The sequence below is a fragment of the Streptomyces davaonensis JCM 4913 genome, assembly GCF_000349325.1.
Classification (GTDB): domain Bacteria; phylum Actinomycetota; class Actinomycetes; order Streptomycetales; family Streptomycetaceae; genus Streptomyces; species Streptomyces davaonensis.
In genome coordinates, this window is sequence record NC_020504.1 from 1,611,282 (window position 1) to 1,637,670 (window position 26,389).

At 71.7% G+C, this 26,389-nt stretch carries 21 protein-coding genes; 12 read left to right on the plus strand and 9 right to left on the minus strand.

Annotated features, from left to right (window positions below):
* Positions 1 to 35: 35 nt before the first annotated feature.
* From BN159_RS46555 to BN159_RS07165, 3 genes are all read right to left on the minus strand, one after another.
* Positions 36 to 275, minus strand: a complete 240-nt coding sequence (locus BN159_RS46555) for a putative zinc-binding protein (RefSeq protein ID WP_197541374.1) — start codon at positions 273 to 275, stop codon at positions 36 to 38.
* The gene (locus tag BN159_RS46560; RefSeq protein ID WP_197541375.1) at positions 194 to 910 is read right to left on the minus strand and encodes a hypothetical protein; all 717 of its coding nucleotides are present in this window, start codon (positions 908 to 910) and stop codon (positions 194 to 196) included. Before BN159_RS46560 ends, BN159_RS46555 begins: the two co-directional genes overlap by 82 nt.
* Positions 911 to 987: 77 nt before the next feature.
* The gene (locus BN159_RS07165; RefSeq protein ID WP_015656262.1) at positions 988 to 1,764 is read right to left on the minus strand and encodes a helix-turn-helix transcriptional regulator; all 777 of its coding nucleotides are present in this window, start codon (positions 1,762 to 1,764) and stop codon (positions 988 to 990) included.
* Positions 1,765 to 1,836: 72 nt separating this feature from the next.
* Here BN159_RS07165 and BN159_RS07170 point away from each other — a divergent pair, with 72 nt between their 5' ends.
* Positions 1,837 to 2,619 carry a DUF2249 domain-containing protein gene (locus BN159_RS07170; protein WP_015656263.1) on the plus strand — a complete coding sequence of 261 codons (783 nt, stop codon included), beginning with the start codon at positions 1,837 to 1,839 and terminating at the stop codon, positions 2,617 to 2,619.
* A 67-nt stretch (positions 2,620 to 2,686) separates the two neighbouring features.
* On the opposite strand, the gene BN159_RS07175 is transcribed toward BN159_RS07170, so the two are convergent.
* Complete coding sequence (locus BN159_RS07175; RefSeq protein WP_231905589.1) at positions 2,687 to 2,980, minus strand: hypothetical protein; 294 nt, start codon at positions 2,978 to 2,980, stop codon at positions 2,687 to 2,689.
* Between the two features lie 211 nt (positions 2,981 to 3,191).
* Between BN159_RS07175 and BN159_RS07180 the strand changes: the two genes are divergently transcribed.
* From BN159_RS07180 to BN159_RS07190, 3 genes are all read left to right on the plus strand, one after another.
* Positions 3,192 to 4,106, plus strand: a complete 915-nt coding sequence (locus BN159_RS07180; RefSeq protein WP_015656265.1) for an AurF N-oxygenase family protein — start codon at positions 3,192 to 3,194, stop codon at positions 4,104 to 4,106.
* Positions 4,107 to 4,173: 67 nt separating this feature from the next.
* Positions 4,174 to 5,817 carry an FAD-dependent oxidoreductase gene (locus BN159_RS07185; RefSeq protein WP_015656266.1) on the plus strand — a complete coding sequence of 548 codons (1,644 nt, stop codon included), beginning with the start codon at positions 4,174 to 4,176 and terminating at the stop codon, positions 5,815 to 5,817.
* 96 nt (positions 5,818 to 5,913) lie between these two features.
* Positions 5,914 to 6,360, plus strand: a complete 447-nt coding sequence (locus BN159_RS07190; RefSeq protein WP_015656267.1) for a hypothetical protein — start codon at positions 5,914 to 5,916, stop codon at positions 6,358 to 6,360.
* 7 nt (positions 6,361 to 6,367) lie between these two features.
* Here BN159_RS07190 and BN159_RS07195 read toward each other — a convergent pair whose 3' ends face one another.
* The gene (locus tag BN159_RS07195; RefSeq protein ID WP_015656268.1) at positions 6,368 to 7,573 is read right to left on the minus strand and encodes an MFS transporter; all 1,206 of its coding nucleotides are present in this window, start codon (positions 7,571 to 7,573) and stop codon (positions 6,368 to 6,370) included.
* 487 nt (positions 7,574 to 8,060) lie between these two features.
* Between BN159_RS07195 and fusA the strand changes: the two genes are divergently transcribed.
* The gene (fusA, locus tag BN159_RS07200; protein ID WP_015656269.1) at positions 8,061 to 10,136 is read left to right on the plus strand and encodes an elongation factor G; all 2,076 of its coding nucleotides are present in this window, start codon (positions 8,061 to 8,063) and stop codon (positions 10,134 to 10,136) included.
* Between the two features lie 113 nt (positions 10,137 to 10,249).
* The gene (locus BN159_RS07205) at positions 10,250 to 11,590 is read left to right on the plus strand and encodes a diacylglycerol/lipid kinase family protein (protein ID WP_015656270.1); all 1,341 of its coding nucleotides are present in this window, start codon (positions 10,250 to 10,252) and stop codon (positions 11,588 to 11,590) included.
* Between the two features lie 28 nt (positions 11,591 to 11,618).
* Here BN159_RS07205 and BN159_RS07210 read toward each other — a convergent pair whose 3' ends face one another.
* Both BN159_RS07210 and BN159_RS07215 read right to left on the minus strand, forming a co-directional pair.
* Positions 11,619 to 15,482 (minus strand): glycoside hydrolase family 2 TIM barrel-domain containing protein, encoded by a 3,864-nt coding sequence (locus tag BN159_RS07210; RefSeq protein ID WP_015656271.1) that lies wholly within the window; start codon positions 15,480 to 15,482, stop codon positions 11,619 to 11,621.
* Positions 15,483 to 15,555: 73 nt separating this feature from the next.
* The gene (locus tag BN159_RS07215) at positions 15,556 to 17,469 is read right to left on the minus strand and encodes an ABC transporter ATP-binding protein (protein WP_015656272.1); all 1,914 of its coding nucleotides are present in this window, start codon (positions 17,467 to 17,469) and stop codon (positions 15,556 to 15,558) included.
* Positions 17,470 to 17,616: 147 nt separating this feature from the next.
* Between BN159_RS07215 and BN159_RS07220 the strand changes: the two genes are divergently transcribed.
* Entirely contained in the window at positions 17,617 to 18,585 is a 969-nt protein-coding gene (locus BN159_RS07220) for a lysylphosphatidylglycerol synthase transmembrane domain-containing protein (RefSeq protein WP_051113482.1), read from the plus strand.
* Positions 18,586 to 18,631: 46 nt separating this feature from the next.
* On the plus strand, positions 18,632 to 19,396 hold the full coding sequence (locus BN159_RS07225; protein ID WP_015656274.1) for a crotonase/enoyl-CoA hydratase family protein: 765 nt from the start codon (positions 18,632 to 18,634) through the stop codon (positions 19,394 to 19,396).
* 36 nt (positions 19,397 to 19,432) lie between these two features.
* Here the strand turns inward: BN159_RS07225 and BN159_RS07230 are convergent, their stop codons facing one another.
* Complete coding sequence (locus BN159_RS07230; protein ID WP_157901083.1) at positions 19,433 to 19,870, minus strand: hypothetical protein; 438 nt, start codon at positions 19,868 to 19,870, stop codon at positions 19,433 to 19,435.
* A 259-nt stretch (positions 19,871 to 20,129) separates the two neighbouring features.
* On the opposite strand from BN159_RS07230, the gene BN159_RS07235 reads away from it, so the two are divergent.
* Complete coding sequence (locus tag BN159_RS07235) at positions 20,130 to 21,227, plus strand: mechanosensitive ion channel family protein (protein ID WP_015656276.1); 1,098 nt, start codon at positions 20,130 to 20,132, stop codon at positions 21,225 to 21,227.
* An 11-nt stretch (positions 21,228 to 21,238) separates the two neighbouring features.
* On the opposite strand, the gene BN159_RS07240 is transcribed toward BN159_RS07235, so the two are convergent.
* On the minus strand, positions 21,239 to 22,780 hold the full coding sequence (locus tag BN159_RS07240) for a M1 family metallopeptidase (protein ID WP_015656277.1): 1,542 nt from the start codon (positions 22,778 to 22,780) through the stop codon (positions 21,239 to 21,241).
* Positions 22,781 to 22,996: 216 nt separating this feature from the next.
* On the opposite strand from BN159_RS07240, the gene BN159_RS07245 reads away from it, so the two are divergent.
* The 3 genes from BN159_RS07245 to BN159_RS07255 all read left to right on the plus strand — a co-directional run bounded on the left by BN159_RS07245 (position 22,997) and on the right by BN159_RS07255 (position 26,386).
* The gene (locus tag BN159_RS07245; protein ID WP_015656278.1) at positions 22,997 to 25,216 is read left to right on the plus strand and encodes an NADP-dependent isocitrate dehydrogenase; all 2,220 of its coding nucleotides are present in this window, start codon (positions 22,997 to 22,999) and stop codon (positions 25,214 to 25,216) included.
* Between the two features lie 205 nt (positions 25,217 to 25,421).
* Complete coding sequence (locus BN159_RS07250; RefSeq protein WP_015656279.1) at positions 25,422 to 25,772, plus strand: twin-arginine translocation signal domain-containing protein; 351 nt, start codon at positions 25,422 to 25,424, stop codon at positions 25,770 to 25,772.
* Positions 25,773 to 25,825: 53 nt separating this feature from the next.
* A complete protein-coding gene (locus BN159_RS07255) occupies positions 25,826 to 26,386 on the plus strand; it encodes a mycothiol transferase (RefSeq protein WP_041820962.1) in 561 nt (186 codons plus the stop codon).
* The last annotated feature ends 3 nt before the right edge of the window (positions 26,387 to 26,389 follow it).

The following is a 26,389-nucleotide window of genomic DNA, read 5'->3' on the forward strand; positions in this document are numbered from 1 at the left end:
AGCTCCCGGCCGCCTTCGCTCGCTCCCCACCGCTTTCAGGCGGTCGGCTGCGGCAGCGTGCTGTCGCTCGCGGTCTCCTCGCCGATCCGGGCGATCAGCCCGTCCAGCACCTCCTCCGCCTGCTCCGGATCGAAATCCTCCCCCAACCGCTTGCGCACGCCGTCGTCGCTGAGGAGGTGGTGCACGGCGGGCGTCACACCGTGCCGGGCAAGACAGTTGCGGGCACACTGGAGCACGCAGCCGTCGATGGCGATGACCGGCCGGTCGCGGGCCACAGCAGGGTGGCGACGACGCCGGTCGCGACCGCGCCGACGCTCGCGAGGAACGTGGGTTCCGCCGAGGGTGCCAGGACAGCCACGCGGGCGAGTTCCAGCCGCTCCCCCGCGATGGTCAGTACGAGGAACGCCACCAGCCAGGGCAGCATGCGCGGTACGTCGATGCCGCCCAGCCACAGCAGCGCAGCGCCCAGTGCCGACACGGCGCCCGCGGCCTGGGCGAGCAGCGCGGCGCTCGCCTGTCGGCGCCAGAACCGTACGTACAGCGCGACCAGGGCGGCGCATCCGGCGGCGAGCAGCAGCCGGGGCACGACCAGGTCGACCGGGCTGAGCAGCAGCAGGCCCCCGGCGCCGAGGCAGCCGGGGGCCGCATAACCCCAGGGACGCCCCAGGGCGACCGCACGCTCCAACGCGACCAGCGTGCCCGCGAACCCGAGCACCATCAGCACCCCGTGCACCCGCGGCAACCGGTCCGCGGTGACCGGCGCCGGCAGACCGAGCATGCCGAGGGCGGCATCGAGCCCGGCGAGGAGACACAGCCCGGCGGCCAGCAGCAAGGGGGCACGGCGGGCGCCTGCTCGTCGGACGGCGGGGTTGAGGGCTGCGGGGTTGAGGGCTGCGGGGTTGGGAGTCACGGGGCCGGGGGTGGCAGGACCGGGAGTGGCGGAGCGGGAGGCGGCGGGGCCAGGAGTCACCGGGCCTGGCGCCGGGGTCATCGGTGCGCCCCGCGAGTGCGCCCCGAGGCCGGAGCCTGCACGCCATCGGCGCGATCGGCACCGCCGCCACTGCCGCCGCCCTCGGCGCCGTCGCCCGGCCCGCCGAGCCCCAAGTGCAGCCTGCACGCGTCCGGTTCGACGAAGGGCAGCAGTTCGACGTCCTGCGGCGCGCCGCCCAGCGCGGCGAGCCCGGCCCGGGCCAGGCCCTCGTGAACTCCGCAGATGACGCCGGGGTGTTCACGGGCGGCCTCGACGAACGGGCAGCGCGGCAGGCGGACTTGGCGTGCTTCCGCGTCCGCCTCCGGGGCGAAGCCGATCTCCTCCAGGAGTTCCAGCAGCCGGGTCCGCGCCTCCCGGGGGTCGGCCGTGGGCGTGCGTCCGGCCGTGAGGACGCGCCCCCAGTGCTCGCCGGCGGCGAGGGCGTCCCGGCGCGGGTCGGCGCTGGAGCGGGCGATCTGCGCGGCGAGGACGGCGGCGAGTCCGGCGTACTCGCGTGCGGGGGATTCCTGCGGCGGGCGGGCCCGGTAGCGGAAGGCGGGGCGGCCGCGTCCGGACGGGTTGGACCGTTCACGGACGGCGAGGTCGTCGTCGACCAGGGCGTCCAGATGCTCGCGGACGGTGTTCACGTGCAGCGCGCACAGCTGGGCGAGCGCGCTCGCGGTGACGGGGGCGGACTGGCCGCGCAGGTACTGAAGGACGCCACGGCGCTGCCGGGACAGCGGTACGCGGTTCGTTCCGCTGCCGGGAAGCGGCCCGTTATTTTCCACGGTCATGTCCGTACTATATTGCAGTCAGCGGCTTGCACAGAACCGAGACGGGCCGTCGGCTGCTGGAAGGACACCCCCATGAGCACCCTGACCATCGCATCGGACCCCCAGGACGCGGCGGCTGCCGAAGCCGTGGAGGCGCATCACACGCAGCTGGCGGGCGAGCTGGCCGGACGGGTGGCGATGCTGATCGCCGCAGCGGAGCGCGACCCGGCGGCGGCCGACGCGGTGCGCGCGGGCCTCGTCGACTTCTGCGAGCAGGACCTGCTGCCGCACGCGGCCGCCGAGGAGGAGACCCTCTACCCCGTCGCCCACGACCTGCCCGCCGCCCGCCTCCTGATCGACGGCATGCTCGCCGAGCACCGCAGGCTGGCCGCGCTCGTCGAGGCGCTGCGCACCGCCGGTTCGGCCGTGCGGGCGGCGGCCGAGGGCCGGGCGCTCCAGGTGCTGTTCGTGGAGCACCTGGAGAAGGAGAACGCCCTGATCCTGCCGCTGCTGGCGGGTTCTCCGGAGATCTCCCTCGCCGGGCTCCTCTCCGGCATGCTCGACATCCTCGGCCACGGACACGAGGGCGAGGCGGCGGAGTCCGGCGGCGGCTGCGGCGGCACCTGCGGCTGCGGGGGTTCGGACGGGACGGACGTGCCCGAGCTGGACGTACGCACCGTCCCCCACTCGATCCGGCACGCCACGGTGTTCGGCGCGATCGCCGCGGTGCCCTCCGGCCGGGCGATGGTCCTGGTCGCGCCGCACGACCCGCTGCCCTTGCTGGGCCAGATCGAGGACCGCCACCCGGGCGCATTCGCGGTGGATTACCTCGAGCGCGGCCCGGAGGCATGGCGCCTGCTGCTCACCCACCGCTGAACCCGACCCACCGGCGGGCGGCGAGGGGAGCACCGACCGAGACCGGCCCCGCTCCGCGCGGCGCCGGTCAGGGCAGGTCGGCCGACCAGTCCAGCCGTCGCCCTTCCGCCGCCCGGAGTACGTAGAGCGCCCGGCCGCCGGGGCCGTGGGCGCCTATTTCCGTGGGCAGTTCCACCCCTGCCCGCAGTTCGCGCTCGGTGTGGCCGGTGATGTCCAGCAACAGTCCGTCGAGGGGGCCGCCCACCAGTTCGCCGTAGACCCGGCCGGGGCGGGGCCCGGCGTCGTCGTGATCGGCGCTGTAGACGCGCCCTCCCATGATCTCCACCCAATCCGCCCAACCCGGCGAGCCCATCGCGTCCATGCAGGCCAGCATCGCACCCACCACTGACAACACCCCTGTGCGCCGAGACCCCGGGCAACTCCTCCTTACTCGGGGGTAGGCACCCGGCCGACCCCTTGTTATACATTTCGTTAACAAGGCGACGGCGGCCTCGGGACGCCGCCCGTTCCGCCCTGCCCGCATGCACCGCACCGACGGAGCCGCTCCGTCACTCGACTGAGGAGTTGGGAGCATGGCAAGCAGCACGGTCCGGCCCGACACGGAGCACGGCACCGAGACCGGGACGGTCGCGGGCCGACTGCTCGACTCGGCCGCCACCCTCTCGTACGACCCGCTGGCGGAGGTGGACTGGGAGACGCCGCTGGACGAGGACTTCCACGGCGCCAGCCCGGAGTGGAGCACCCTGTACGGGACTTCGTACTGGAACGAGCTCACCGAGGCCCAGCGCAGGGAACTGACCCGGCAGGAGGCCGCCTCGGTCGCCAGCACCGGTATCTGGTTCGAGATGATCCTCCAGCAGCTGATCCTGCGGGACATCTACGCCAAGGACCCGACCGACGACACCTTCCAGTGGGCGCTCACCGAGATCGCCGACGAGTGCCGGCACTCGATCATGTTCGCCCGCGGCGCCAAGAAGCTCCGCGCGCCCGCCTACCGGCCGCGCCGGGCGGCCGTCGAACTGGGCAGGGCCTTCAAGACCTTGGCGTTCGGCGAGGCCGCCTACGCCGCGATCCTCGTCGCCGAGGAGGTCCTCGACGTCATGCAGCGCGACTGGATGCGGGACGAGCGGGTCGTGCCGTTCGTCAGGACCATCAACAACATCCATGTGGTCGAGGAGTCCCGCCACATGAAGTTCGCCCGCGAGGAGACCCGGCGCCACCTGGCGAAGGCGGGGCGGGTACGCCGCCACATCCACGCCTTCGTGATCGCCGTCGCGGCGTACGTCATCGTCTCGAGCATGGTGAACAAGGCGGTGTACGCCAACGCCGGGCTGGACTCCCGCCGGGCGCTCGCCGAGGCGGCCGGCAACGAGCACCACAAGGCGATGATGCGCTCCAGCTGCGCCGGCCTGATGGAGTTCCTGGACTCGGCCCGGCTGCTGACGAAGCCGGCGCTGGCGTTCTACAAGCGCGCCCACCTCATCTGACGCCCCACCGGCACGCCCACCTGATCCGACCGACCCACCGGCAGCGTTGCCGAGCAGAGCGGACACCATGACCTACGCGATCACCCAGACCTGCTGCGCCGACGCCACCTGTGTCGCCGTCTGCCCGGTCAACTGCATCCACCCCACGCCGCAGGAGCGGGATTTCGGGAGCACCGAGATGCTCCACGTCGACCCGCGGGCGTGCATCGACTGCGGCGCGTGCGCGGACGCCTGTCCGGTGGACGCGATCATCCCGGTGGACCGGCTCACCGGCCCGCAGCGGGCGTACGCGGAGATCAACGCCGCCTACTTCGCCGACACCCCGGCGCCCGAACCCGCCGACGGCAGCCCCAACTTCCACGCCTGGGACCGGCCCACGTTCGACCGCGCCCTGCCGCCCGACTTCCGCCCGCTGCGGGTCGCCGTCGTCGGCACCGGGCCGGCCGGGATGTACACGGCCCAGGATCTGCTGCTGCACACCAACGCCGAGGTCACCCTCATCGACCGGCTGCCGGTGGCCGGCGGCCTGGTCCGGTACGGCGTCGCTCCCGACCACCCCGCGACCAAGAAGGCGGGTGACACCTTCGCCCGCTTCCACTCCCACCCCCGGGTGCGGATGCTGCTGGGGCTTCGGGTCGGCGAGCACGTCATGGCGGAGGAACTCGCCGCCCACCACGACGCGGTGGTGTACGCCGTGGGCGCGTCCGGCGACCGACGGCTCGGCATCCCTGGCGAGGACCGCACAGGCAGTCTGTCCGCGTCGGAATTCGTCGGCTGGTACAACGCCCATCCCGACGTCGCGCCCGACGCGGTCGACCTGTCCGCCGAGCGCGTCGTCGTGGTCGGCAACGGCAATGTCGCCCTCGACGTGGCCCGCATCCTGGTCAGCGACCCGGAGGAGCTGGCCGGTACGGACATCGCCGAGCACGCGCTGCGCGCCCTGCGCGGCTCTGCCGTCCGCGAGGTCGTCCTGCTGGGCCGCCGGGGCCCGGAGCACGCGGCCTGCACCCGGCCGGAACTCCTCGCGCTGACCCAACTGCCCGGTGTGCGCCTGGTCGTCGACGACCACGACCCGCGCGTCGGCGACGCGATCGACGCCGCCGGACCGCGCGAACTCGCCGCCGTGCTACGGCACACGGCGCGCGAGAAGGTCGACTGGTCCCGCCCGCCGGGCGAGGGTCGGCGCATCGTGCTGCGCTTCCACTCCGCACCGGCGGAGATCGTCGGAGACGGCCAAGGCATGCAAGGCGTGCGCGTCACCTCGGCGGACGGTGAACTCCTCCTTCCCGCGACCACGGCGATACGGGCCATCGGCTACCGGGGGACGCCGGTGCCGGGGCTGCCCTTCGACGAGTCGGCCGGGACCGTCCCGCACGAACGGGGGCGGGTGACAGGGCTGCCCGGCACGTACGTCGTGGGGTGGATCAAGCGCGGTCCCTCCGGAGGCATCGGCGCCAACCGGACCTGCGCCGCCGAGACCGTCGGCACGCTGCTCGCCGACGCCGTCGAGGGTGCCCTGCCCCGGCCCACCCCGCCGGCGAAGGCGTTCGCCCGACTCGCTCGCCGCCGTGCGCCGCATGTCGTGGACGCCCGTGGCATGGCGGCCATCGACCGGGCCGAACGCGCACGCGGCGAGGACGCCGGCAGGCCGAGGACCAAGCTCGCCACGATGAGCGAGCTCGTCACGGCCTCCCGGCGCCGGTGGCGTTAGGACGCCTTCCCCTACTCCGTTCGAGTGGTGCCTTCCGGCCTGCGGCCGTAGCGTCGGGTGCGGGCATTGTTCGGCGAGCTGCACCGGGGAGCGGCCATGCACATACGCTCACGCGCACTCACGTCCGCGGCCGCGCTCTGCGCCGTCGCCGCCCTGGCCGCATCCGCGGGCGCACAGACCACGCAGGCCGTGCAGCGGACCGAAGACCCTCCGGTGCTCGTCGACTGCCTGTGGCACCCGGAAGTACGGCCCGCCGACTTCATGCTCGCCTGTGCTGACGGCAACAGTCGCCTGGCCTCGCTGCACTGGTCCCGGTGGGGCGAGCGGTCGGCCCGGGCCGAGGGCGTGAACTGGGTCAACGACTGCAAGCCGTACTGTGCGGCGGGCCGCTTCCACGCGTATCCGGTGTCGGTACGGCTCGACCGCCCCGAGCCCTGGAAGAAGCACCCTCAGCTCTCGCACTACTCCCGGATCACCCTCACCTACACCGAGGGCAGGCCGGAGGGATACGCGGCCACGGTGTCGTATCCCCTGTGGAACTAGCGACCGGCTACTGCGCGGCCGTGACCTGCTCGTGCTGCGCGTCCGAGGACGTGATCACCTCGGAGGGCTCTCCGCCCCGGTCCATGCGGCCGCCCATGAAGGCCAGGCCCAGGCCCGCCACGCCCAGCGCGGCACCCACCAGGGCGGGCGAGGACCAGCCCCAGCCCGCGGAGATGGCGAGACCGCCGAGCCAGGCGCCGCCCGCGTTGGCCAGGTTGAACGCGGAGTGGTTGGAGGCCGCCGCCATGGTCGGCGCGTCCTTGGCCTTGGCCATCAGCAGGATCTGCACGGGCGTGGTGATGAGGGCGCCCATCGCGCCGATGAACGTGATCGTGATCAGTGCCGGCACGGTGCTGTGGACGCTGAACCAGAACACCACCAGCGCGGCCGACAGCAGGGCGAGCCCGCCGTAGAGCGTCGGGCGCAGCGCGCGGTCGGTGAGCGGTCCCGCGACCAGGGTGCCCAGGGTCATGCCCACGCCGTAGAGCGCGAGTACCAGGGTGGTGGAGGAGTCGGAGAGGCCCGTGAGGTTGGTCAGCATGGGCACGAGGTAGCTGTAGACGGCGAAGAAGCCGCCGAATCCGACGACTGCCGTGGCCAGGCCGATGAACACCTGCTTGTTGCCCATCGCCCGCAGCTCGTGGCGGACGCCGGCCTGGGCGCCGCGCGGCTGGTGGGGCACGAACGCGGCCAGGGCCAGGAGGGCGAGCACGCCGATGACGGCCACCGCGACGTAGGCGGACCGCCAGCCCAGCTGCTGGCCGAGCGCCGTACCGGCCGGGACACCGATGATGTTGGCGACGGTCAGTCCGAGGAACATCCGCGACACCGCGGTGGCCGCCCGGTCCGGGGCGACGAGCCGGGAGGCGACGACCGCGCCCACGCCGAACAGCGCGCCGTGCGGCAGACCCGCCAGGAAGCGCGCGGCGAAGAGCAGCCCGAAGTTCGGGGCGAGGGCGGACGCAACGTTGCCGATCACGAAGAGTCCGGACAGGAGCAACAGCAGGCGCTTGTGCGGGATGCGCGCTCCGATGCCGGTCAGCACCGGGGCGCCGACGACGACGCCCAGCGCGTAGGCGGACACGATGTTGCCCGCCTGCGGCACGGACACATCGATCCCGTCGGCGATCTGGGGCAGCAGTCCCATGGTGGCGAATTCGGTCGTGCCGATGCCGAAGGCGACGACAGCCAGGGCCAGGAGAGCCAGTGGCATGGCGCAGGGGAACCTTTCAGAGGCGGTGCGGGAAGGAAGGACATGGTGATCCCCTGACGAGGGGAGCAGCGGCGCGGAATCAGAAATTCCAAGATCCCGCCCCGGGTTTCATGACCTACGTCACAAACCGGTGCGCCTCCGTCCCCGGAAAATGCCGCGCCCCACCCCTGCCCCGCTCCCTACACTCTCGATACGCGTCCGGGCCCGAAGTGGCCGGTGCGTCCTACGTGTTCCGAGTTCAGATTCGAGGGAGGCCGGCAGTGCGCACCGTCATCGCTGTCGTCGTCCCCTGGGCGCGGTTCGACGTGATCCTCGTGTCTTCGTGAGCCCGGTGCCCGCCGCGCGGCCGGCACTGGAGAACCCGGTCGAAGACCGTCGCTGAGCCCTGCCCCGCCGCTGTCCGGCGCAGGGTGCGATTCCTCGGGCTTCGGCCGCCCATCGCGCTGCCTCTTCACCACTCACGACACACGAAGAAGGGCCTCAGGCCGTGCGTACCGACCTCACACTCCGCGCGCTCAAAGCCGTCCGCAACCTCGGCATCCTCGCCCACGTGGACGCCGGCAAGACCACCGTGACCGAGCGGATCCTGTTCCTGACCGGCGCCGTCCACAAGCGGGGCGAGGTGCACGAGGGCACCACCGTCACCGACTTCGACTCCCAGGAACGCGACCGGGGCATCACCATCTTCGCGGCGGCGGTCAGCTGCGACTGGGACGGGCACCGGATCAACCTCATCGACACCCCGGGCCACGTGGACTTCGCCGACGAGGTGACGCGCTCGCTGCGCGTCCTCGACGGCGCGGTGGCGGTGTTCGACGCCGTCGCGGGCGTCGAACCGCAGAGCGAGGCGGTCTGGCGGGAGGCCGACCGGCACGGGGTGCCGCGCCTGGCGTTCGTGAACAAGATGGACCGCGCGGGCGCCGACCTGGACTCGGCCGTCGCGTCGATCCGGGAACGGCTGGGCGCCACGCCCCTGGTGGTGCAGTTGCCGATCGGCCGCGAGGAGGGGTTCGAGGGCGTCGTCGACCTGGTCCGGATGCGGGCCGTCGTGTGGCCCCCGGACACCGGCGCGCACGAGGAACGCCAGGTGCCCGAGGCACTGCGCGCCGAGGCGCTGCGGCGCCGCCGGGCCCTGGACGAGGCCGTCGCCGAACTGCACCCCCAGGCACTGGAGGAGTACTGCGCCGGCTCGGCGGTCTCGGAGGCGACGCTGCGCGCGGCACTGCGCGAACTGACCCACGCGGGTGAGGCCGTGGTGGTGCTGTGCGGTTCGGCGTACCGCAATCGCGGCATCGAGCCGTTGCTCCAGGCCGTGGTGGCGTATCTGCCGTCGCCAGCGGACGTCCCGGCCGTGCGCGGCACGATCGACGGTACGGAGCAGGAGCGTGCCGCCGATCCCGCCGCGCCCCTGGCCGCGCTGGCCTTCAAGGTGCACGCGGCGCCGACCGGCCGGATGACGTACCTGCGGATCTATTCGGGAGTGCTGCGGAAGGGGGACACGGTGCTGGACATGGGCGTCCGGCGCACCGAACGGGTCGGCCGCATCCTGCGGGTGCAGGCCGACCGGCACACCGAGACGGACGTGGCCGTGGCCGGGGACATCGTCGCCGTGATCGGCCCGAAGTCGGCGCGTGCCGGTACGACCCTGTGCGCCCCCTCGGCGCCGCTCGTGCTGGAACCGCCCACCACGGCCGACCCGGTGGTCTCGGTGGCCGTCGAGGCCCGCCTCGGCCAGGACACCGACCGGCTGGCCTCGGCGCTGGCCCGGCTGGCGGAGGAGGATCCGTCGCTGGTCGTGCGGACCGATCCGGAGACCGGCCAGACGCTGCTGTCGGGCCTGGGCGAGCTGCACCTGGAGGTGGCGGTGGAGAAGCTGCGCCGCGACCGGGGCCTGGAGGTCTCGGTCGGCCGCCCGCAGGTGTCGTACCGGGAGACCGTGGTCCGCGGGGTGGCGGGGCTGGTGTACCGGCACGTCAAGCAGGACGGCGGCGCCGGGCAGTTCGCCCATGTGGTGCTGGACGTCGAGCCGTTGGACGCTCCGGACGGCGAGGCCGGTTTCGCGTTCGCTTCGACGGTGGTCGGCGGCCGGGTCCCGCGGGAATTCGTCCGCGCGGTCGAGGCCGGTTGCCGGGACGCGCTGGCGGAGGGTCCGCTGGGCGGTCATCCGGTGACCGGCGTGCGGGTCACGCTCACCGACGGGGCCACGCACTCCAAGGACTCCTCGGAGCTCGCGTTCCGCGCCGCCGGCCGGTTCGGACTGCGGGAAGCCCTGCGGTCCTGCGAGATGCGGCTGCTGGAGCCGGTCGCCGAGGTGACGGTGACCGTGCCCGAGGACTCCGTGGGTGCCGTCCTGGGCGATCTGGCGGCGCGCCGCGGACGGGTGTCGGCGTCGGCGACCCGGGGCGGTACGGCGGTGGTGACCGCGACGGTTCCGCTGGCCGAACTGTTCGGCTACGCCTCGCGCCTGCGCGGCCGCACCCAGGGCCGGGGCACGTTCACCACCCGCCCGGCGGGCTACGCGGAGGTTCCGCAGAGCCTGACGGCGGCGGCGACGGGCCAGTAGCCCGCGGCTGAGCCGGTCCGGCACTCAGAGGAGTGCCGGACCGGCTCGTCGGTTCGTGAGTTCATCACCGCCTTCCCAGACCCCTCCCGAGCACTCACCCCTACGATGACCCGGTGATCGACAACGTGAGCGGCCGCAGCTATCACGTGCAGCGCTGGGCGGCGAGGGCGGCGCTGACGGCGGCCGCGCTCGCCGTGCTCCTGCCGCTCGTCTACGGCGGACTCATCGGCCTGCTGCTGCTCCTGGTCGGGGCCCTCGGTCTGGTCGTGGCGGTGGCCGCGGTGTGGTGGACGGTAAGTCTTCGCGGGCCCCTGCGGTGGGTGGCGGCACTGGTGGCGCTGATCGTCCCCGCGTGTGTCGTCGCCGTCTTCGCCACGACCCTCTTCTGGGCACTGCCCTTGTCGCTGGCGCTGTGGGGCGTCGCCGTCTGGTGCGGGCGGTACGCCCTGCGCGGCACCGGAATGCACAGGGTGCGCGAACGCCGGTGCCCGCCGCCCGAGCGGCCGTACCTGATCATGAACCCGCGCTCGGGCGGCGGGAAGGTCGTCCGGTTCGGGCTGCGGGAGCGGGCCGAACAGCTCGGCGCGCGGGTCGTTCTGCTCGACCCGGCGCATCCGCAGGACGTGACCGAGCTGGCCCGCGCCGCCGTCGCCGAGGGCGCCGATCTGCTCGGGGTCGCGGGCGGCGACGGCACCCAGGCGCTGGTCGCGGCCGTCGCCGCCGAGCACGGACTGCCGTTCCTGGTCATCAGCGCCGGCACCCGCAACCACTTCGCCCTGGACCTCGGCCTGGACCGCGACGACCCCGCCGCCTGCCTGGAGGCGCTGACCGACGGGGTGGAGCTCCGCGTCGACCTGGGGTTCGCCGCTGACCGGCCGTTCGTGAACAACGCCTCCTTCGGCGCGTACGCGGCGATCGTGCAGCACCCCTCGTACCGGGACGACAAGCTCGGCACCAGCTTGGAGCTGCTGCCGGATCTCCTCACCGGGCGGCACGGGCCGCGGCTCACCGCCCGCGCGGGCGAGGTCACCCTCGACGCCCCGCAGGCCGTCCTGGTGAGCAACAACCCTTACCGGACCGGCGAGCCGTTCGGGTTCGGGCGGCGCGACCGGCTCGACATGGGAGTGCTCGGGGTCCTGGGAGTCCGGGTGGAGAACGCCGCCGAGGCCGCCGCGCTGGTGCTCGACCCGGCCCCGGCCGGGCTCACCGTCCACACCGCCCGCGAGGTCGTCGTGGAGAACGCCGACGGCGCGGAGGTCGAGGTGGGCCTGGACGGCGAGGCGCTGGTCCTGCCCTCGCCGGTCCGCTGCCGCGTCGAGCCCGGCGCCCTGCGCGTCCGCGTACCGCGCAAGCGCCCCGGGCTCGCCCGGCGTGAACCGGCCCTGGACTGGCGCCGGTTGAGAAAGCTGGCCGCGACAGTCGGGCGTACGGCCGCTCCCAAGCGCCGGTTCTGATCAGTCGGCCGCCGCAGGCCCCCTCGCGTCAGTCCGTCGCCGTGGGCCGTCGCGAGGCGCCGGTCGCGTCGGCGAGGTCGGTCAGCGGGCGCAGCCGGTAGGTGTAGGCGTAGTCGCGATCGGCGAACAGCTTGTACTCGTCGTGCGTGTGCGCGCCCCAACTGTTGTCGCCGCCCACGCCCATCTGCCGGTGGCTCACCCGCAGGACGACTTCCTCGCGCGGGGTGAGCTGATAGTCGTGGCGCACGCCGACCGACAGGTCCTCCGGGGTGAAGCGGGAGGCGTTGATCTCCAGCAGGGGTTCACCGCTGATCAGAAGCCCGGCCCCGGCGGCGTCGGTGAGCGCGGCCCAGCGGACGTCGGTCTTGTTGCCGTTCTCCTGCGGGCGGATGTAGGGGGTCCACTGCTCGGCGACGGTGCCGGAGTACCGCCCCACGTCGGTGCCGTTGTTGCGGTCCCAGTGGTTCTCCTCGGGCCCGCGACCGTAATAGTGCAGCCGGTCCAGGCGGCCCGGGAGGAAGAGGAGGGTGCCGATCTCCGGGATGTACGGCAGTGAAGTGGCGCCCGGGTGAAGGGTGTTGTCGACCTTGATCTCGCCGTTGCCGAAGACGGTGCAGGTGGTGCTGTACGTCGACTTCACGGTGGTCGGCAGGGTGCCGGTCACCTTGATCTCGACCGCCTTGTCCCCGAGAGGGCGCACGGCGACGTCGGTGACGGTGCGCCGGGTGCCGGCGTCGCGCCAGGTCTCGTTGCGGATGTGCTGGCGGCTGCCCTTGTCGTTGTCGGTGGGCGCCCGCCAGAAGTTGGGCACGGGCCCGGAGTCCAGGAGCCGTACGCCGGCGGCCTCGTAGGAGGTGATGACGCCGCGCTTCTTGTCGACGGTGAGGGAGAAGCCCTCGCCGGTGACGGTCACGGACCGCTCGCCGTCGACATGCGCGAGGGCCGGAACGCTGTCCAGCCGTACCGGCGCACCGGCCTTCTCGCCCCCGCCGAGGGGCAGTTGCTGCCGGGCCACTTCGAATCCCGCCGCGGCCCACTTCGTGGACTGCCGGGTGACGAAGGACAGTTGGAGGAAGTATTCCTTCGACTTCGACCAGTCGGCAGGCAGCTCCGCCGGCACGGTGATCTCCTTGCTCGACTGCGGCGGTACGTCGAGCTGAGCGCGGCTGAGGGCTCCCCGCCGAACCGGCTCACCGTCCTCGATGAGGGCCCAACTGCCGTCAAAATCACGGAGGTTGGTGAACAGGTACTCATTGGTCAGAGTGATCGCGCCACCGTCGCCCCGAGTCGCGTTGATCGCCTGGTAGACCCGCTTCACCTCGGCGGCCTTGCCGGTGTGTCCACGGTCGGCGGTGACGATGCCGTCCGCGACGAAGTTCCCGTCGTTGGGGTTGTCGCCCCAGTCGCCGCCGTAGGCGTAGAAGGTCTTCTCCGACGGCTGCTTCTCGCTGACGCCGACGGTGGCGGCGTCGAACCAGAAGCGCACGCCGTCGCCGTCCGGAGCGCGGCGGTCGGAGGCCAGCTCGGCGGCGCTCAGGGCGCGCGCGTAGACACGGGCGCGGCGGATGGTGCCGCTGAACTCCCGGGTGGAGTGGTCGGCGTCGGTGGCCAGGGCGAGGGGCGCGCAGTTGACGCCGGGCCTGCGGTCGGTGGTGCGGGTCGCTTTGACCTCGCCGTCGACATACAGGGTGAGCGTGCCCGCGTCCGCGTCGAAGACCCCGGCGATGTGGTGCTCGCTGCCCCGCCAGCCGTCCGCCGGCAGCGGCCAGGTCGCGGTGATCCACTCTCCGCCGGAGTGGATGAAGAACTCCAGGTTCTTGGTGGTCTGCTTCAGCGCGTACTGCGTGTCCCCCTTGGCGATGATCGGCTGCTGGTAGCCGGTGTAGTGCGGGGTGACCCAGGCCTCCAGGGTGAGCGAGCCGGTGAGGTCCAGGCGCGGGTCGCGGGCGAACACGGTGCCGCCGTACAGGCCCTTGGTGCGGTCGAGGGTGCCGGAGGGGGCGAGGATCTCGCCGCGCAGCGCCAACGGACCCGTCTCGGTGAGCAGTTGACGCGCAGGGGTGGGCCAGCTCAGGGACTGGTCGGCGAAGTCCCAGATCCAGCCGCCCTGGAGTACGTCGTGGCGGCGGACGAGGTCCCAGTACTTCTTGAAGTTGCCGTTGGAGTTCCCCATCGCATGGGAGTACTCGATCATGACGTACGGCCGGGTGTCGGCGGTGTCCTTGGCACGGGCCTCCACCTTGGCCGGGGTGTCGTACATCTCGGAGCGGATGTCGCTGACGCCGGGCCGGTCGTCGCCCTCGTACTGGACGACGCGAGTGGGGTCGTAGGACTTGATCCAGTCGTGCATGGCGACGAACGTGGAGCCGCCGCCCGCCTCGTTGCCGAGGGACCAGATGACGACCGAGGCGTGGTTCTTGTCACGGTGGACCATGTTCTGGGCGCGGGCCACGCAGGCTTTCGTCCAGTCGGGGTGGTCGCCGGGGTAGCGCTTGTGGATGCCGTGCGTCTCCAGGTTGGTCTCGTCGACGAGGTACAGGCCGTATTCGTCGGCGAGTTCGTACCAGACCGGGTTGTTGGGGTAGTGCGAGGTGCGGACCGAGTTCATGTTCAGCCGCTTGATCACCTCGATGTCCCGGACCAGATCGGCGCGGGTGAGGGCGGTGCCGCGCTCGGGGTGCATCTCGTGGCGGTTGGTGCCGCGCAGCGAGACGGGCTTGCCGTTGATGCGCATCAGGCCGTCCCGCAGGGCGAATTCGCGCAACCCGACGCGGTGCGACAACGTCTCGATGACCTGACCGGCCGGATCACGCAGGCTGAGGACGGCGGTGTAGAGGTACGGCTGCTCCGCCGACCACAGCTTCGGCGCGGGCACGGCCTTGGCGGCCTGAACGGTCGTGTCGGTGCCGGAGGTGCCGACCTTCGCGGTCTGTTGCAGCGGCCGGGACCAGACGGGGTGGCCGCCGGTGTCGTACAGCTGCGTCTCGACGGTGTACGAGCCCGCCGTGCCGCCCTCGTAGGCGCGCACGCTCGCGGTGACCGAGAGTTCGGCGGACGTGTAGTCGTCACCGAGCGGGGTGTCGAGCTTGAAGTCGCGCAGGTGCACGGCGGGGGTGGAGTACAGGTACACCGAGCGGAAGATGCCGCTCAGCCGGATCATGTCCTGGTCCTCCAGCCAGTCGCCGTCGGAGTAGCGGTAGACCTCGACGGCGATCTGGTTGGTGCCGGACTTCAGGTGCCGGGTGATGTCGTACTCGGCCGGGGTGTAGGAGTCCTCGTGGTAGCCCACGAGTTCGCCGTTGATCCATACGTAGTGCGCCGACTTCACGCCCTCGAAGTGCAGGAAGGTACGGCGTCCCGACCAGTCGCGGGGGACGGTGAAGGTACGGCGGTACTGGCCGACGGGGTTGTAGCGGGTCGGCACGGCCGGGGGCTGAGGCTCCTCGCCGAGTCCGTTGGCGCCCCAGTAGGGGTAGGTGATGTTGAGGTAGATCGGGCGGTCGTAGCCGTGCAGTTGCCACACGGAGGGGACCGGGATGCTGTCCCAGCCGCTGTCGTCGACGTCGGTGCGGTGGAAGTCGGGGTCACGGTCGGCGGGGCGGTCCGCGTACGCGAACTTCCAGGTGCCGTCGAGGCCGATCCGGTACGGCGACACCGTGCGGTCGGCGGCCAGGGCCTGGGCCGTGTCGGCGTACGGCATGAGTGTGGTGTGCGGGGGTTCGGCGCCCAGGCGGAAGAGGTCGATGGAGCCGTTCCATTCCTGGGCGCCGTCGGCCGCGCGGGCGCGCCCGGCCGCGGATCCGGAGGTGACGGCGAACGCGCCGAGGAGGGCGGCTCCGCCCTCCAGCAGACGGCGGCGGCTGACACAGGATCTGAGGGTCGAGTGCGGCATGAACGTGGCCTTCCGCAGCCGCTGATGACAGCGGGTGACTGCCGGGACGAGGTCACCCTAGGTCGCGGGACGACTACGCCACGGCGATCTCCGTCGCGTCGGCGGGTCGCTCCTCGTCGTCGCCGGAGCGCTCCTCGAACTGCGTCCGGTACAGCTCGGCGTACCGTCCCTCGGCGGCCAGCAGTTCGTCGTGGGTGCCGCGTTCGACGATCCGGCCGTCCTCGACGACCAGGATCAGGTCGGCGGCCCGTACGGTCGACAGCCGGTGCGCGATGACCACCGCGGTCCTGCCCTCCAGTGCCTCGGCGAGGGCCTCCTGGACGGCGGCCTCGGAGGTGTTGTCGAGGTGGGCGGTGGCCTCGTCGAGGATGACGACGCGCTGCCGGGCCAGCAGCAGCCGGGCGATGGTCATCCGCTGGCGCTCACCGCCGGAGAGCCGGTAGCCGCGCTCGCCGACCACCGTGTCCAGACCGTCCGGCAGGGACCGGACGAGGTCGTCGAGGCGGGAGCGGCGCAGCGCGTCCCACAGTTCGTCGTCGCTCGCGGTGGGCCGGGCCAGCAACAGGTTGGCGCGGACGCTGTCGTGGAACAGATGGCCGTCCTGGGTGACCATGCCGAGGGTCTCACGCAGGGACCGGGCGCTCACCTCACGGACGTCGACCCCGCCGAGGCGTACGGTGCCGCCGTCGACGTCGTACAGGCGGGGCAGCAGGCTCGCGATCGTCGACTTGCCCGCGCCGGAGGAGCCGACGAGGGCGACCGTCTGGCCGGGTTCGGCGCGGAAGGACAGTCCGCGCAGGACCTCGGAGCCGCCCCGGGTGTCGAGGGCCGCGACCTCTTCCAGGGAGGCAAGGGAAACCTTGTCGGCGGAGGGGTAGCCGAAGCGGACGTCGGTGAACTCCACGGAAACCGGACCGTCGGGGATCTCCTTGGCGTCGGGCCGGTCCTGGATGAGCGGTTCGAGGTCGAGCACCTCGAAGACCCGCTCGAAGCTGACCAGAGCGCTCATGACCTCCACACGGGCCCCGGCGAGGGAGGTCAGCGGGGCGTAGAGGCGGGTCAGGAGCAGGGCGAGGGCGACCACGGCGCCGGGTTCGAGGCTGCCGTTCAGGGCGAACCAGCCGCCGAGGCCGTAGACCAGGGCGAGTGCGAGAGCGGAGACCAGGGTCAGGGCGGTGATGAACGCCGACTGTGCGGTGGCGGTGCGGACCCCGATCTCGGCGACCCGGCGGGCGCGGGCGGCGAACTCCTCGGACTCCTGCTCGGGGCGGCCGAAGAGCTTGACCAGGGTGGCGCCGGGGGCCGAGAAGCGCTCGGTCATGCGGGTGCCCATCGCGGCGTTGAGGGTGGCCGCCTCCCGGGTCATGTTCGCCATCCGGCGGCCCATGCGGCGGGCCGGGATCACGAACACCGGGAGCAGCACCAGCGCGAGCAGGGTGATCTGCCAGGAGAGCGTGAGCATCACGACCAGGGTCAGCAGCAGCGTGACCAGATTGCTCACCACTCCGGAGAGGGTGTTGCTGAAGGCGCGCTGGGCGCCGATGACGTCGTTGTTGAGACGGGAGACCAGCGCTCCCGTACGAGTACGTGTGAAGAACGCGACCGGCATGCGCTGCACATGATCGAACACGGCCGTCCGAAGATCGAGGATGAGTCCCTCCCCGAGCGTCGCCGAAAGCCGCCGGGCGAGGATGCCCAGCGCCGCCTCCAGGACCGCGATGAGGGCGATCAGCAGGGCCAGCCGTACGACCCTGCTCTCGTCGTCGCCCGACACGATCGCGTCGACGACCTTGCCGGCCAGGACGGGCGTCGCCACGGCGAGCAGTGCGGTGACCACCCCCAGGCCCACGAACTGCGCGATGCGCGCCCGGTGCGGGCGGGCGAAGCCGCCGATGCGGCGCAGGGTCTCGCGCGCGAAGGGTCGGCGCTCCTGCTCGGCGGTCATGACGGAGTGCAGTTGCATCCAGGCTGTGGTCTCCATGCTCATGCGAGAGAAGGTAGAACCTCAAGCATCCTTGAGGTCAATCGGTTTACGGGGACCACCCGTACGAAGGTCCCGATGACGGGCGGACGTAAGCCGGAAGCCCCGATTCGGCAACCCGCAGTTGGGACGGTGCGGAGAACCTCTCCGAATGTGACAGCGGTACAGCTCCCCGACCCGCCCAAGGCCAGACGGCGCCTGCCCGTCCGGCAGATCCTGTGTCTGCTCCCGCTGGTGCTGGTCGCGGTGGTGGCGGTGCGGCACCGTGACGTGCTCGCCGAGGGATTCGCGCATCTGGGCACCGCCGAGTGGCCCTGGCTGCTGGCGGCGGCCGGCGCGACCTGCCTGACCTGGGTGGCCGCGGCCTGCTGCCGCCAGGGGGCGGTTGTAGAACGACTGCCGTCCGCCCGACTGCTGGCGACGCAGTTCGCGGCAGGCGCCGCGAACCACCTACTACCGACAGGCCTGGGCGCAAGCGCGGTAAACCTGCGCTTCATGACGGTATGCGGCCTACCGCTGGCCCGCTCCTCGGCGGCGATAGCCCTCTACCTCCTGGCCGAGTCCATAGGCCGCGTAGCCCTGCTGGCCGCGCTGCTGCTGGCCTTCCCCGACGCGCTGCGGCTGAGCACCTTGCTGCCGGAGGGTGCGATGGCCCCGCTGGTCATCACGGTGATCGTGACAGTGCTGGTTGTGGCAGGCGTACTGATGCTGATCCGTCGCGTCCGCACCACCGTGGTCTCCTTCCTCCGTACGGCCCTCGGTGAGGCCCGCTCGGTGCACACCCGGGCCTCCCGGGCGTTCGCCCTGTGGGGCGGCGCGTTCGCCTTCCCGGCGCTCCAGGCGGCCGGACTGGTCGCGGTGGGCGAGGCGTTGGGCCTGGACGTGCCGCCGCTGCACATGGCGGTCGCCTATCTCGCGGCCACGGTCGCGGTCGCGCTGGTCCCCACCCCGGGCGGTATCGGCTCGGTCGAGGCGGCGCTGATCGTGGCGCTGGTGGCGGCGGGCGGCCCGGCGGCCGTGGCGACGGCGGTGGTGCTGGCGTACCGGATCATCACGGTCTGGCTGCCGATCCTGCCGGGGGCGCTGACGCTGGGGGCGCTGGTGCGCTGGAAGGTCATCTGACCGATCGGTAACCTGCGGGGCCGACCCATGGAAAGGGGCCCCTGTCATGCCGGTCCGCGTCGAACGCCAGGGACACGTCACCACCGTCGTCCTGTCCCGCCCCGAGGCCCGCAATGCGGTGGACGGCCCGACGGCGGCGGAACTGGCGGCCGCGTTCCGGGAGTTCGAGGCCGATGAAGAAGCCCGAGTGGCGGTGCTGTGGGGCGAGGGAGGCACCTTCTGCGCGGGCGCGGACCTGAAGGCCCTGGGCACCGAGCGGAGCAACCAGGTCACCGAGGACGGTGACGGCCCGATGGGCCCGACCCGGATGCGGCTGTCCAAGCCGGTGATTGCGGCGGTCGCCGGGCACGCGGTGGCCGGGGGCCTGGAACTGGCGCTCTGGTGCGATCTGCGGGTGGCCGAGGAGGACGCCGTCTTCGGTGTCTTCTGCCGCCGCTGGGGCGTGCCCCTGATCGACGGCGGCACGGTACGGCTGCCCCGGCTGATCGGCACGAGCCGCGCCATGGACCTGATCCTCACCGGCCGCCCGGTCCCGGCGCGGGAGGCGTACGAGATCGGCCTGGCCAACCGCGTCGTCCCCACCGGCACGGCACGCGCGGAGGCGGAGGCCCTGGCGGCCACGATCGCCGCGTTCCCGCAGGCGTGCCTGCGCGCAGACCGGGCGTCCGTCCTCGATCAGGAGGGGTTGGGCGAGGAGGAGGCGCTGCGGTCGGAACTGGGGCATGGGGTGGGCGTGTTGGCGGAGAGTCTGGAGGGGGCGGCGCGGTTTTCGGCGGGGGCGGGGCGGCACGGGGCGTTCGGGGAGAGGTGAGGGTGATCAGGGGTGGGGCTGTGCTTTTGGGTGCTGTCAGCTCGGGCGGCGGGGCTGTGCGGCGAGTCCACCCGGTGCCGAGGTGAGCGGGCCCGGCGGCGCGTGGGAGGCGAGCAAGGCGCGTAGTTCCGCTGCGGCGCGGTCGCGTTCGGGCGCTGCCATATTCTCCAGGGCCATCGTGAAGCGGGCCTGCCAGACCCCCTGTTGCAGGCTGCGAATCTGTTCGGAGTCCGATGCGTCGCTTGCCACCAGAGCCGCAGCCGCCTCGTCCAGGCGCTCCATCTCGCGGCCCTCCACCTGCGCGTCGCCCCGACCCAGCCAGCGTGCCACGGCCTGCTGGAGGCCCTGCCACGCGTCCGTCCCGGCCGCCTCGACCACCGCACCGCCACCGGCCGCCGCCAACGCCAACGCTGCCTCGCCGAGCATCAGGCCCTCCCCCGCGCCGCCTCCGTCCCCACGACGGTAACGGCGCACAGCCGCCCATGGCAGCCGCGTCACGGACCAGGCGGGCGCACGAAGGCGCACGGTCGCGCCGGGCCTGCGCCCCCAGCCGCCCCCGTACGGCCGTGGACCTGGTGCGAACTGCTGTGCGGGATACGGCAGGATGAGCCGTCGCGCCCGGTCGGCGCGCGACGGTACAGTCCGGAATTCGAGCAGGTGACTAAGTGACGAAACTTCACATCCGGCCGACGGCGGAGCGATTCGCCGCCGCTTCTCTTCCCGGAGGTGACCGGTGAATCGGAACATCACCATGGACGACATGGTCATCGCCGGAATCGCGATGGCCGCGGGCCTGCTGGCCGCGTTTCTGCTCCGGATGCTGCTGCGCTGGCTGGGCAAGCACGCCGACCGCACCCGCTGGAGCGGCGACGACCTCATCGTGGACGTGCTGCGCACCGTCGTGCCGTGGGCGGCGATCCTCGGCGGCGCCGCCTCCGCGGGTGCCGCGCTGCCGTTGACGAAGACGGTCCAGCACAACGTCAATCAGACCCTGACGGTGCTGCTCATCTTCGTCGTGACGCTGGCCGCCGCCCGCGGTATCGCCGGAGTGATGCGGACGGTCACCTCGTCCCGGCCCGGCGTCGCCGGATCCGCCACCATCTTCGTCAACATCACCCGGATCCTGGTCCTCGCCATCGGCTTCCTGGTGGTGCTCCAGACCCTGGGCGTCTCCATAGCGCCGCTGCTCACCGCCCTCGGCGTCGGCGGTCTGGCGGTCGCGCTCGCGCTTCAGGACACGCTCGCCAACCTCTTCGCGGGCATTCACATCCTGGCCTCCAAGACCGTCCAGCCCGGTGACTACATCCGGCTGAGCAGCGGTGAGGAGGGCTACGTCGAGGACATCAACTGGCGCCAGACGACCGTCCGCAACCTGTCCAACAACCTGGTCGTGATCCCCAATGGGGAGCTCGCGAAGACGAACATGACCAACTTCATGCGTCCCGAGCAGCAGTTGACGATCCTGCTCCAGGTCGGCGTCGCCTACGACAGCGATCTGGAGCAGGTGGAGCGGGTCACCAATGAGGTCATCGGCGAGGTGATGGCCGACGTCGAGGGCGCCGTACCGGACCACGAGCCGATCATCCGCTTCCACACCTTCGGTGACTCCCGGATCGGCTTCACGGTCATCCTGGGCGTCGGTGAGTTCAGCGACCAGTACCGGATCAAGCACGAGTTCATCAAGCGCCTGCACAAGCGCTACCGCCAGGAGGGCATCCGCATCCCGGCGCCCGCGCGCACGGTGGCCCTCCAGCAGGGGTCGCTCACCATCCCGCAGCAGCGCGTCCCCGAGGGCGAGCCGGGCGAAGTCCCCTCCACCCGGCTCGACTGACATCACGGAGATCAGAGCGTCGCCGAGTTGTCGTGGTGGCCGTCCCGCCGTTCGCGCGGGGCGGTCGGCGAGGCCGAGGTCACCGGGGTCACCGTCCAGTCCGGGTGGCCCGGCATCCGCGGGGTCTTCGTGCCGTACAGCCACTCCCGCAGGAAGCCCGACAGGTCCTGCCCGGACACCTCCGAGGCCACCGCGATGTAGTCCTCCGTCGACGCCGACGCGTCGCGGAACCGCTCCAGGAAGGCGCGCTCCAGCGCGTTGAAGGCGTCCTCGCCGACCTGCCGGCGCAGGGCGTACAGGACGAGGACGCCGCCGAGGTAGCGCTGGCTGTCGAAGAGGTTGACCGCGTTCGGGGCGGCGACCGGGCCGGAGGTCTTGCGCCACTGGTCGCCGAGCGCGTAGGTGTGCTTCATCCGCGCTTCCAGCGAGGTCATCCCGAGCGAGTCGGGCCAGCCGCGCTCATAGCGGTACAGCAGCCCGTAGAAGTCGGCGTGGCCCTCGTTCATCCACAGGTCGGCCCAGGTGGCGGGCGAGACGCTGTTGCCGAAGTAGGAGTGGACCAGCTCGTGCATCATGTGCGAGCCGATCTTCGACTCCTCCTGGAGGAGGTACTTGGGCCGGTAGATGGTGAGCGTCTGGGTCTCCAGGCCGGTGAAGCCGAACGGCTCCGCGGCGTCGGAGTTGCACGGCAGCAGGCCGTACGTCTCGAACGGGTAGGCCCCGAGGCGCTGTTCGACCCACGCGACCAGACCGGGGGTGAGCGCGAGCGCGGGCTCCAGCGCGGCGGCCCGCGCGGTGGGCACCACGTCCCTGAGCGGCAGTCCGTGCGGGCCCTGCCGGTCCTTGACGACGTAATCGCCGACGGTGATCTGCACCAGCTCCGTGGCGATCGGCGATCGGGAGCGGTAGGTGTACGCGGTCCGGCCGCCGTCCAGGTTCTCGGTGCGCACGAGCTGCCCGCTCGCCACTCCGCACAGCCCCGCCGGGACGGTGAGCCGGAAGGTGAAGTCGGCCTTGTCCACCGGGTGGTCGTTGCACGGGAAGACGGTGTGCGCGGAGTCGGGCTGGCAGGCCACGGCGAACCCGTCGTCGGTGGCCACCCAGCCGGTGTGCGACAGGCCGCGGCGCGGGTCGGCGGCGTACTCGACGCAGACGGTGACCCTGGCCTTGTCCGGCAGGGTTGCGGCCGGGGTGATCCGCAGCTTCTCCCCCACCTGCTCGAAGGCGGCGCGGCGCCCGCCGACGCGGACGGAGCGCACGTCCAGGCCGAGGGCGTCCAGGGAGAACCGGGTCAGCGCCTGGGTGGTGCGGATCCGCAGCGTCGTGGTGGCGTCGACGAGGCGGGTCGTGGCGTCGTAGGCGAAATCGAGGTGGTACGACGAGACGCGGTAGCCGTCGTTGCCGAGGGCGGGGTAGACGGGGTCACCGAGGGTCTCGGGGCCCGGCGTGCCGCTCTTCCCCGGAGCGGCGTGGGCGGAGGGGGCGGCCACGGTCAGGGCCGCCGCGGTCCCGATCAGGGCGGCCGGGGCTGTCACTCTGGTGCGATATCTCATGGTCTGCTTCCGCTCGGGCGGCCGGGTGGTCAGGTCCGGCCTCGCCTCGGTTGAGTGATCAACCTGATTGACCGCCGAAACGGCGGCGGAGGTTGCACCTCCGACCGAAAGTTCTCCTCTTCGCCTCCCGCGCGTGTGCGGACCCCTGTCGAGCCGGGGGCGATCACGAGATATCTTGATGTCGAGCAATGTTGCAGACGTGGAGCGGAGCACCCGGTGACTGACTCGACCATCATCTATACGCACACTGACGAGGCCCCGGCCCTGGCGACGTATTCCTTCCTGCCGGTGGTCCAGGCGTACGCCTCGCAGGCGGGTGTCGCCGTGGAGACGCGGGACATCTCGCTGGCCGGCCGCATCATCGCGGTGTTCCCGGAGTACCTGACCGAGGACCAGCGGATCCCGGACGCGCTCGCCGAGCTGGGTGAGCTGGCCAAGACCCCGGCCGCCAACATCATCAAGCTGCCGAACGTCTCGGCGTCCGTCCCGCAGCTGAAGGCCGCGATCGCCGAGCTCCAGGGCCAGGGCTACGCGCTGCCGAACTACCCGGACGACCCGAAGACCGACGAGGAGCGGGAGATCCAGGCCCGCTACGACAAGATCAAGGGTTCCGCGGTGAACCCGGTCCTGCGCGAGGGCAACTCCGACCGCCGCGCCCCCGCCTCGGTCAAGAACTACGCCAAGACCCACCCGCACCGCATGGGCGCCTGGACCGGCGAGTCCAAGACGAACGTGGCGACGATGAGCGAGAACGACTTCGCCGCCACCGAGAAGTCCGTGGTGATCGCCGAGGACACCACCCTCAGCTTCGAGCTGGTCGGCGCCGACGGCTCCGCCACCGCCCTGCGCGCCCCGCTCAAGGTCATCGCCGGTGAGGTCGTCGACGCCTCCGTGCTGCGGGTCGCCGCGCTGCGCGAGTTCCTCACGGCGCAGGTCGCCCGCGCCAAGGCGGAGGGTGTGCTGTTCTCCGTGCACCTGAAGGCCACGATGATGAAGGTCTCCGACCCGATCGTCTTCGGCCATGTCGTCCGCGCGTTCTTCCCGAAGACCTTCGCGCAGTACGGCGAGGTCCTGGCCGGCGCCGGTCTGTCCCCGAACGACGGTCTGGGCGCCATCCTCAAGGGCCTGGAGTCCCTGGCGAACGGCGCCGAGATCAAGGCCTCCTTCGAGGCGGAGATCGCCGACGGCCCGGCCCTGGCGATGGTCGACTCCGACAAGGGCATCACCAACCTGCACGTGCCGTCCGACGTGATCGTCGACGCCTCGATGCCGGCCATGATCCGCACCTCCGGCCACATGTGGGGCCCGGACGGCCAGGAGGCCGACACCCTCGCGGTGCTGCCGGACCACTCCTACTCCGGTGTCTACCAGGCCGTGATCGAGGACTGCCGGGCCAACGGCGCCTACGACCCGTCGACGATGGGCTCGGTCCCGAACGTCGGCCTGATGGCGCAGAAGGCCGAGGAGTACGGCTCCCACGACAAGACCTTCGAGATCCCGGCCGACGGCACGGTCCGCCTGGTCGACGCGGCCGGCAATGTCGTCCTGGAGCAGGCCGTCGCCGCCGGTGACATCTTCCGCGCCTGCCAGACCAAGGACGCCCCGATCCGCGACTGGGTCAAGCTGGCCGTCACCCGCGCCCGCGCCACCGGTGACCCGGCGGTGTTCTGGCTGGACGAGAACCGCGGCCACGACGCCGTGATCATCGAGAAGGTCAAGGCGTACCTGCCGGAGCACGACACCGAGGGCCTGGACATCCAGATCCTCTCTCCGGTCGAGGCCACCAAGTTCTCCATCGAGCGCATCCGCCGCGGCGAGAACACCATCTCGGTCACCGGCAACGTGCTGCGTGACTACCTGACCGACCTCTTCCCGATCCTGGAGCTGGGCACCAGCGCCAAGATGCTGTCGGTCGTCCCGCTGATGGCGGGCGGCGGTCTGTTCGAGACGGGCGCCGGCGGTTCCGCGCCGAAGCACGTCCAGCAGCTGGTCAAGGAGAACTACCTGCGCTGGGACTCGCTCGGTGAGTTCTTCGCGCTGGTCCCGTCCCTGGAGCAGTACGCGAAGAGCACGGGCAACGCCCGCGCCCAGGTCCTGGCCGACACCCTGGACCGCGCCACGGCGACCTTCCTCAACGAGGACAAGTCCCCGACCCGTCGCGTCGGCGGCATCGACAACCGCGGCAGCCACTTCTTCCTGTCCCTGTACTGGGCGCAGGAGCTGGCCAAGCAGACCGACGACGCGGAGCTCGCGAAGGCCTTCGCCCCGCTCGCCGAGACGCTCGCGGCGAACGAGCAGAAGATCGTCGAGGAGCTGATCTCGGTCCAGGGCTCCCCGGCCGAGATCGGCGGCTACTACCAGCCCGACCCGGCGAAGGCGGCCGCGGTCATGCGCCCGTCGGCGACCTGGAACGAGGCGCTGGCGTCCCTCAGCTGACGCGCTGAGCTGACGCGCTGAGCCGATGCCTTGAGCTGAGGCCTTGAGCACAACCGGAGGGTCGGCCCCGAAATGGGGCCGGCCCTTCCGTATATCCCCAGGTCAAGCGGATGATCTGGTTCAGCCCTGCACGGTGGTCGATCATGCTTACGATCATTTCCGCGGCCACGGGAGACACCCGTACGGCGCGCGTAGGAGGGGAATCATGTCCAACATGTCCAGGCGCTCCCTGCTCGGCTACTCCGGTACGACCGCGGCGGGCGCGGTGCTCGGCAGCGCGGCGTCGGCGCCGCCCGCGCAGGCGGCGGAGGCCGAGGCGGAGGCCACGGCGACCGAGTTCGAGCCCGGCACGTTCTTCAAGGGAATGTCCTCCAAGGAGATCAACGACTACCCCGCGGAGGTGCGCATCGAGTTCCGCGTCTCGACGGTCGAGGCGCCGGCGTCGTACAACATCGACCCGCTGGAGGTCGCCCAGTTCTTCAGCGAGCTGGCCGTGTCCCGTGGCTGGCCGCCGGTCACCTTCTACGGCACGCCCGTGCAGGCCCCGCTGAACTGACCCCCCGAGTAATTCGCTTGCGCGCCCGGCCACCGCTCAGCATCGTGTGCACGGTGAGCGACGAACCCGAGCGGTGGACCCAGGCCAGCGTGTATCCCGACATGTGGGCGGACCCGGACGAGGATCCGCGCGACAACGACGGGCCGGGCCCGGAAGGCGAGTTGGCGACGTACCAGAGCGTGCTGCGCGACTTCCGGATCACCCTGGAGATGAAGTGCCAAGGGCTGGACCCGGAGCAGCTGGCGCGCCGCTCGGTGCCGCCGTCGACCATGTCCCTGCTCGGTCTGCTCCGCCATCTCGCCGAGGTGGAGCGGGACTGGCGCAACTGGATCGTGCCGGGCGACCCGGAACCCAAGCTGTACGGGGTCCGGGACGCCGACTTCGACCAGGCCGTCGGCGAACAGGCCCTGGTCGACGGCGCGTTCGCCGACCTCGCCCGCGAACAGGCGGCGACCGACGCGGCGTTCGCGGCGTTTCCGGATCCGGCGACCCGGGTGGGCGAGGACGACAACTCCGTCCGCGAGTTGTGGGTGCACCGCATCGAGGAGTACGCCCGCCATTGCGGCCACGCCGATCTGCTGCGGGAACGGGTCGACGGCCGGGTGGGACAGTAGGCC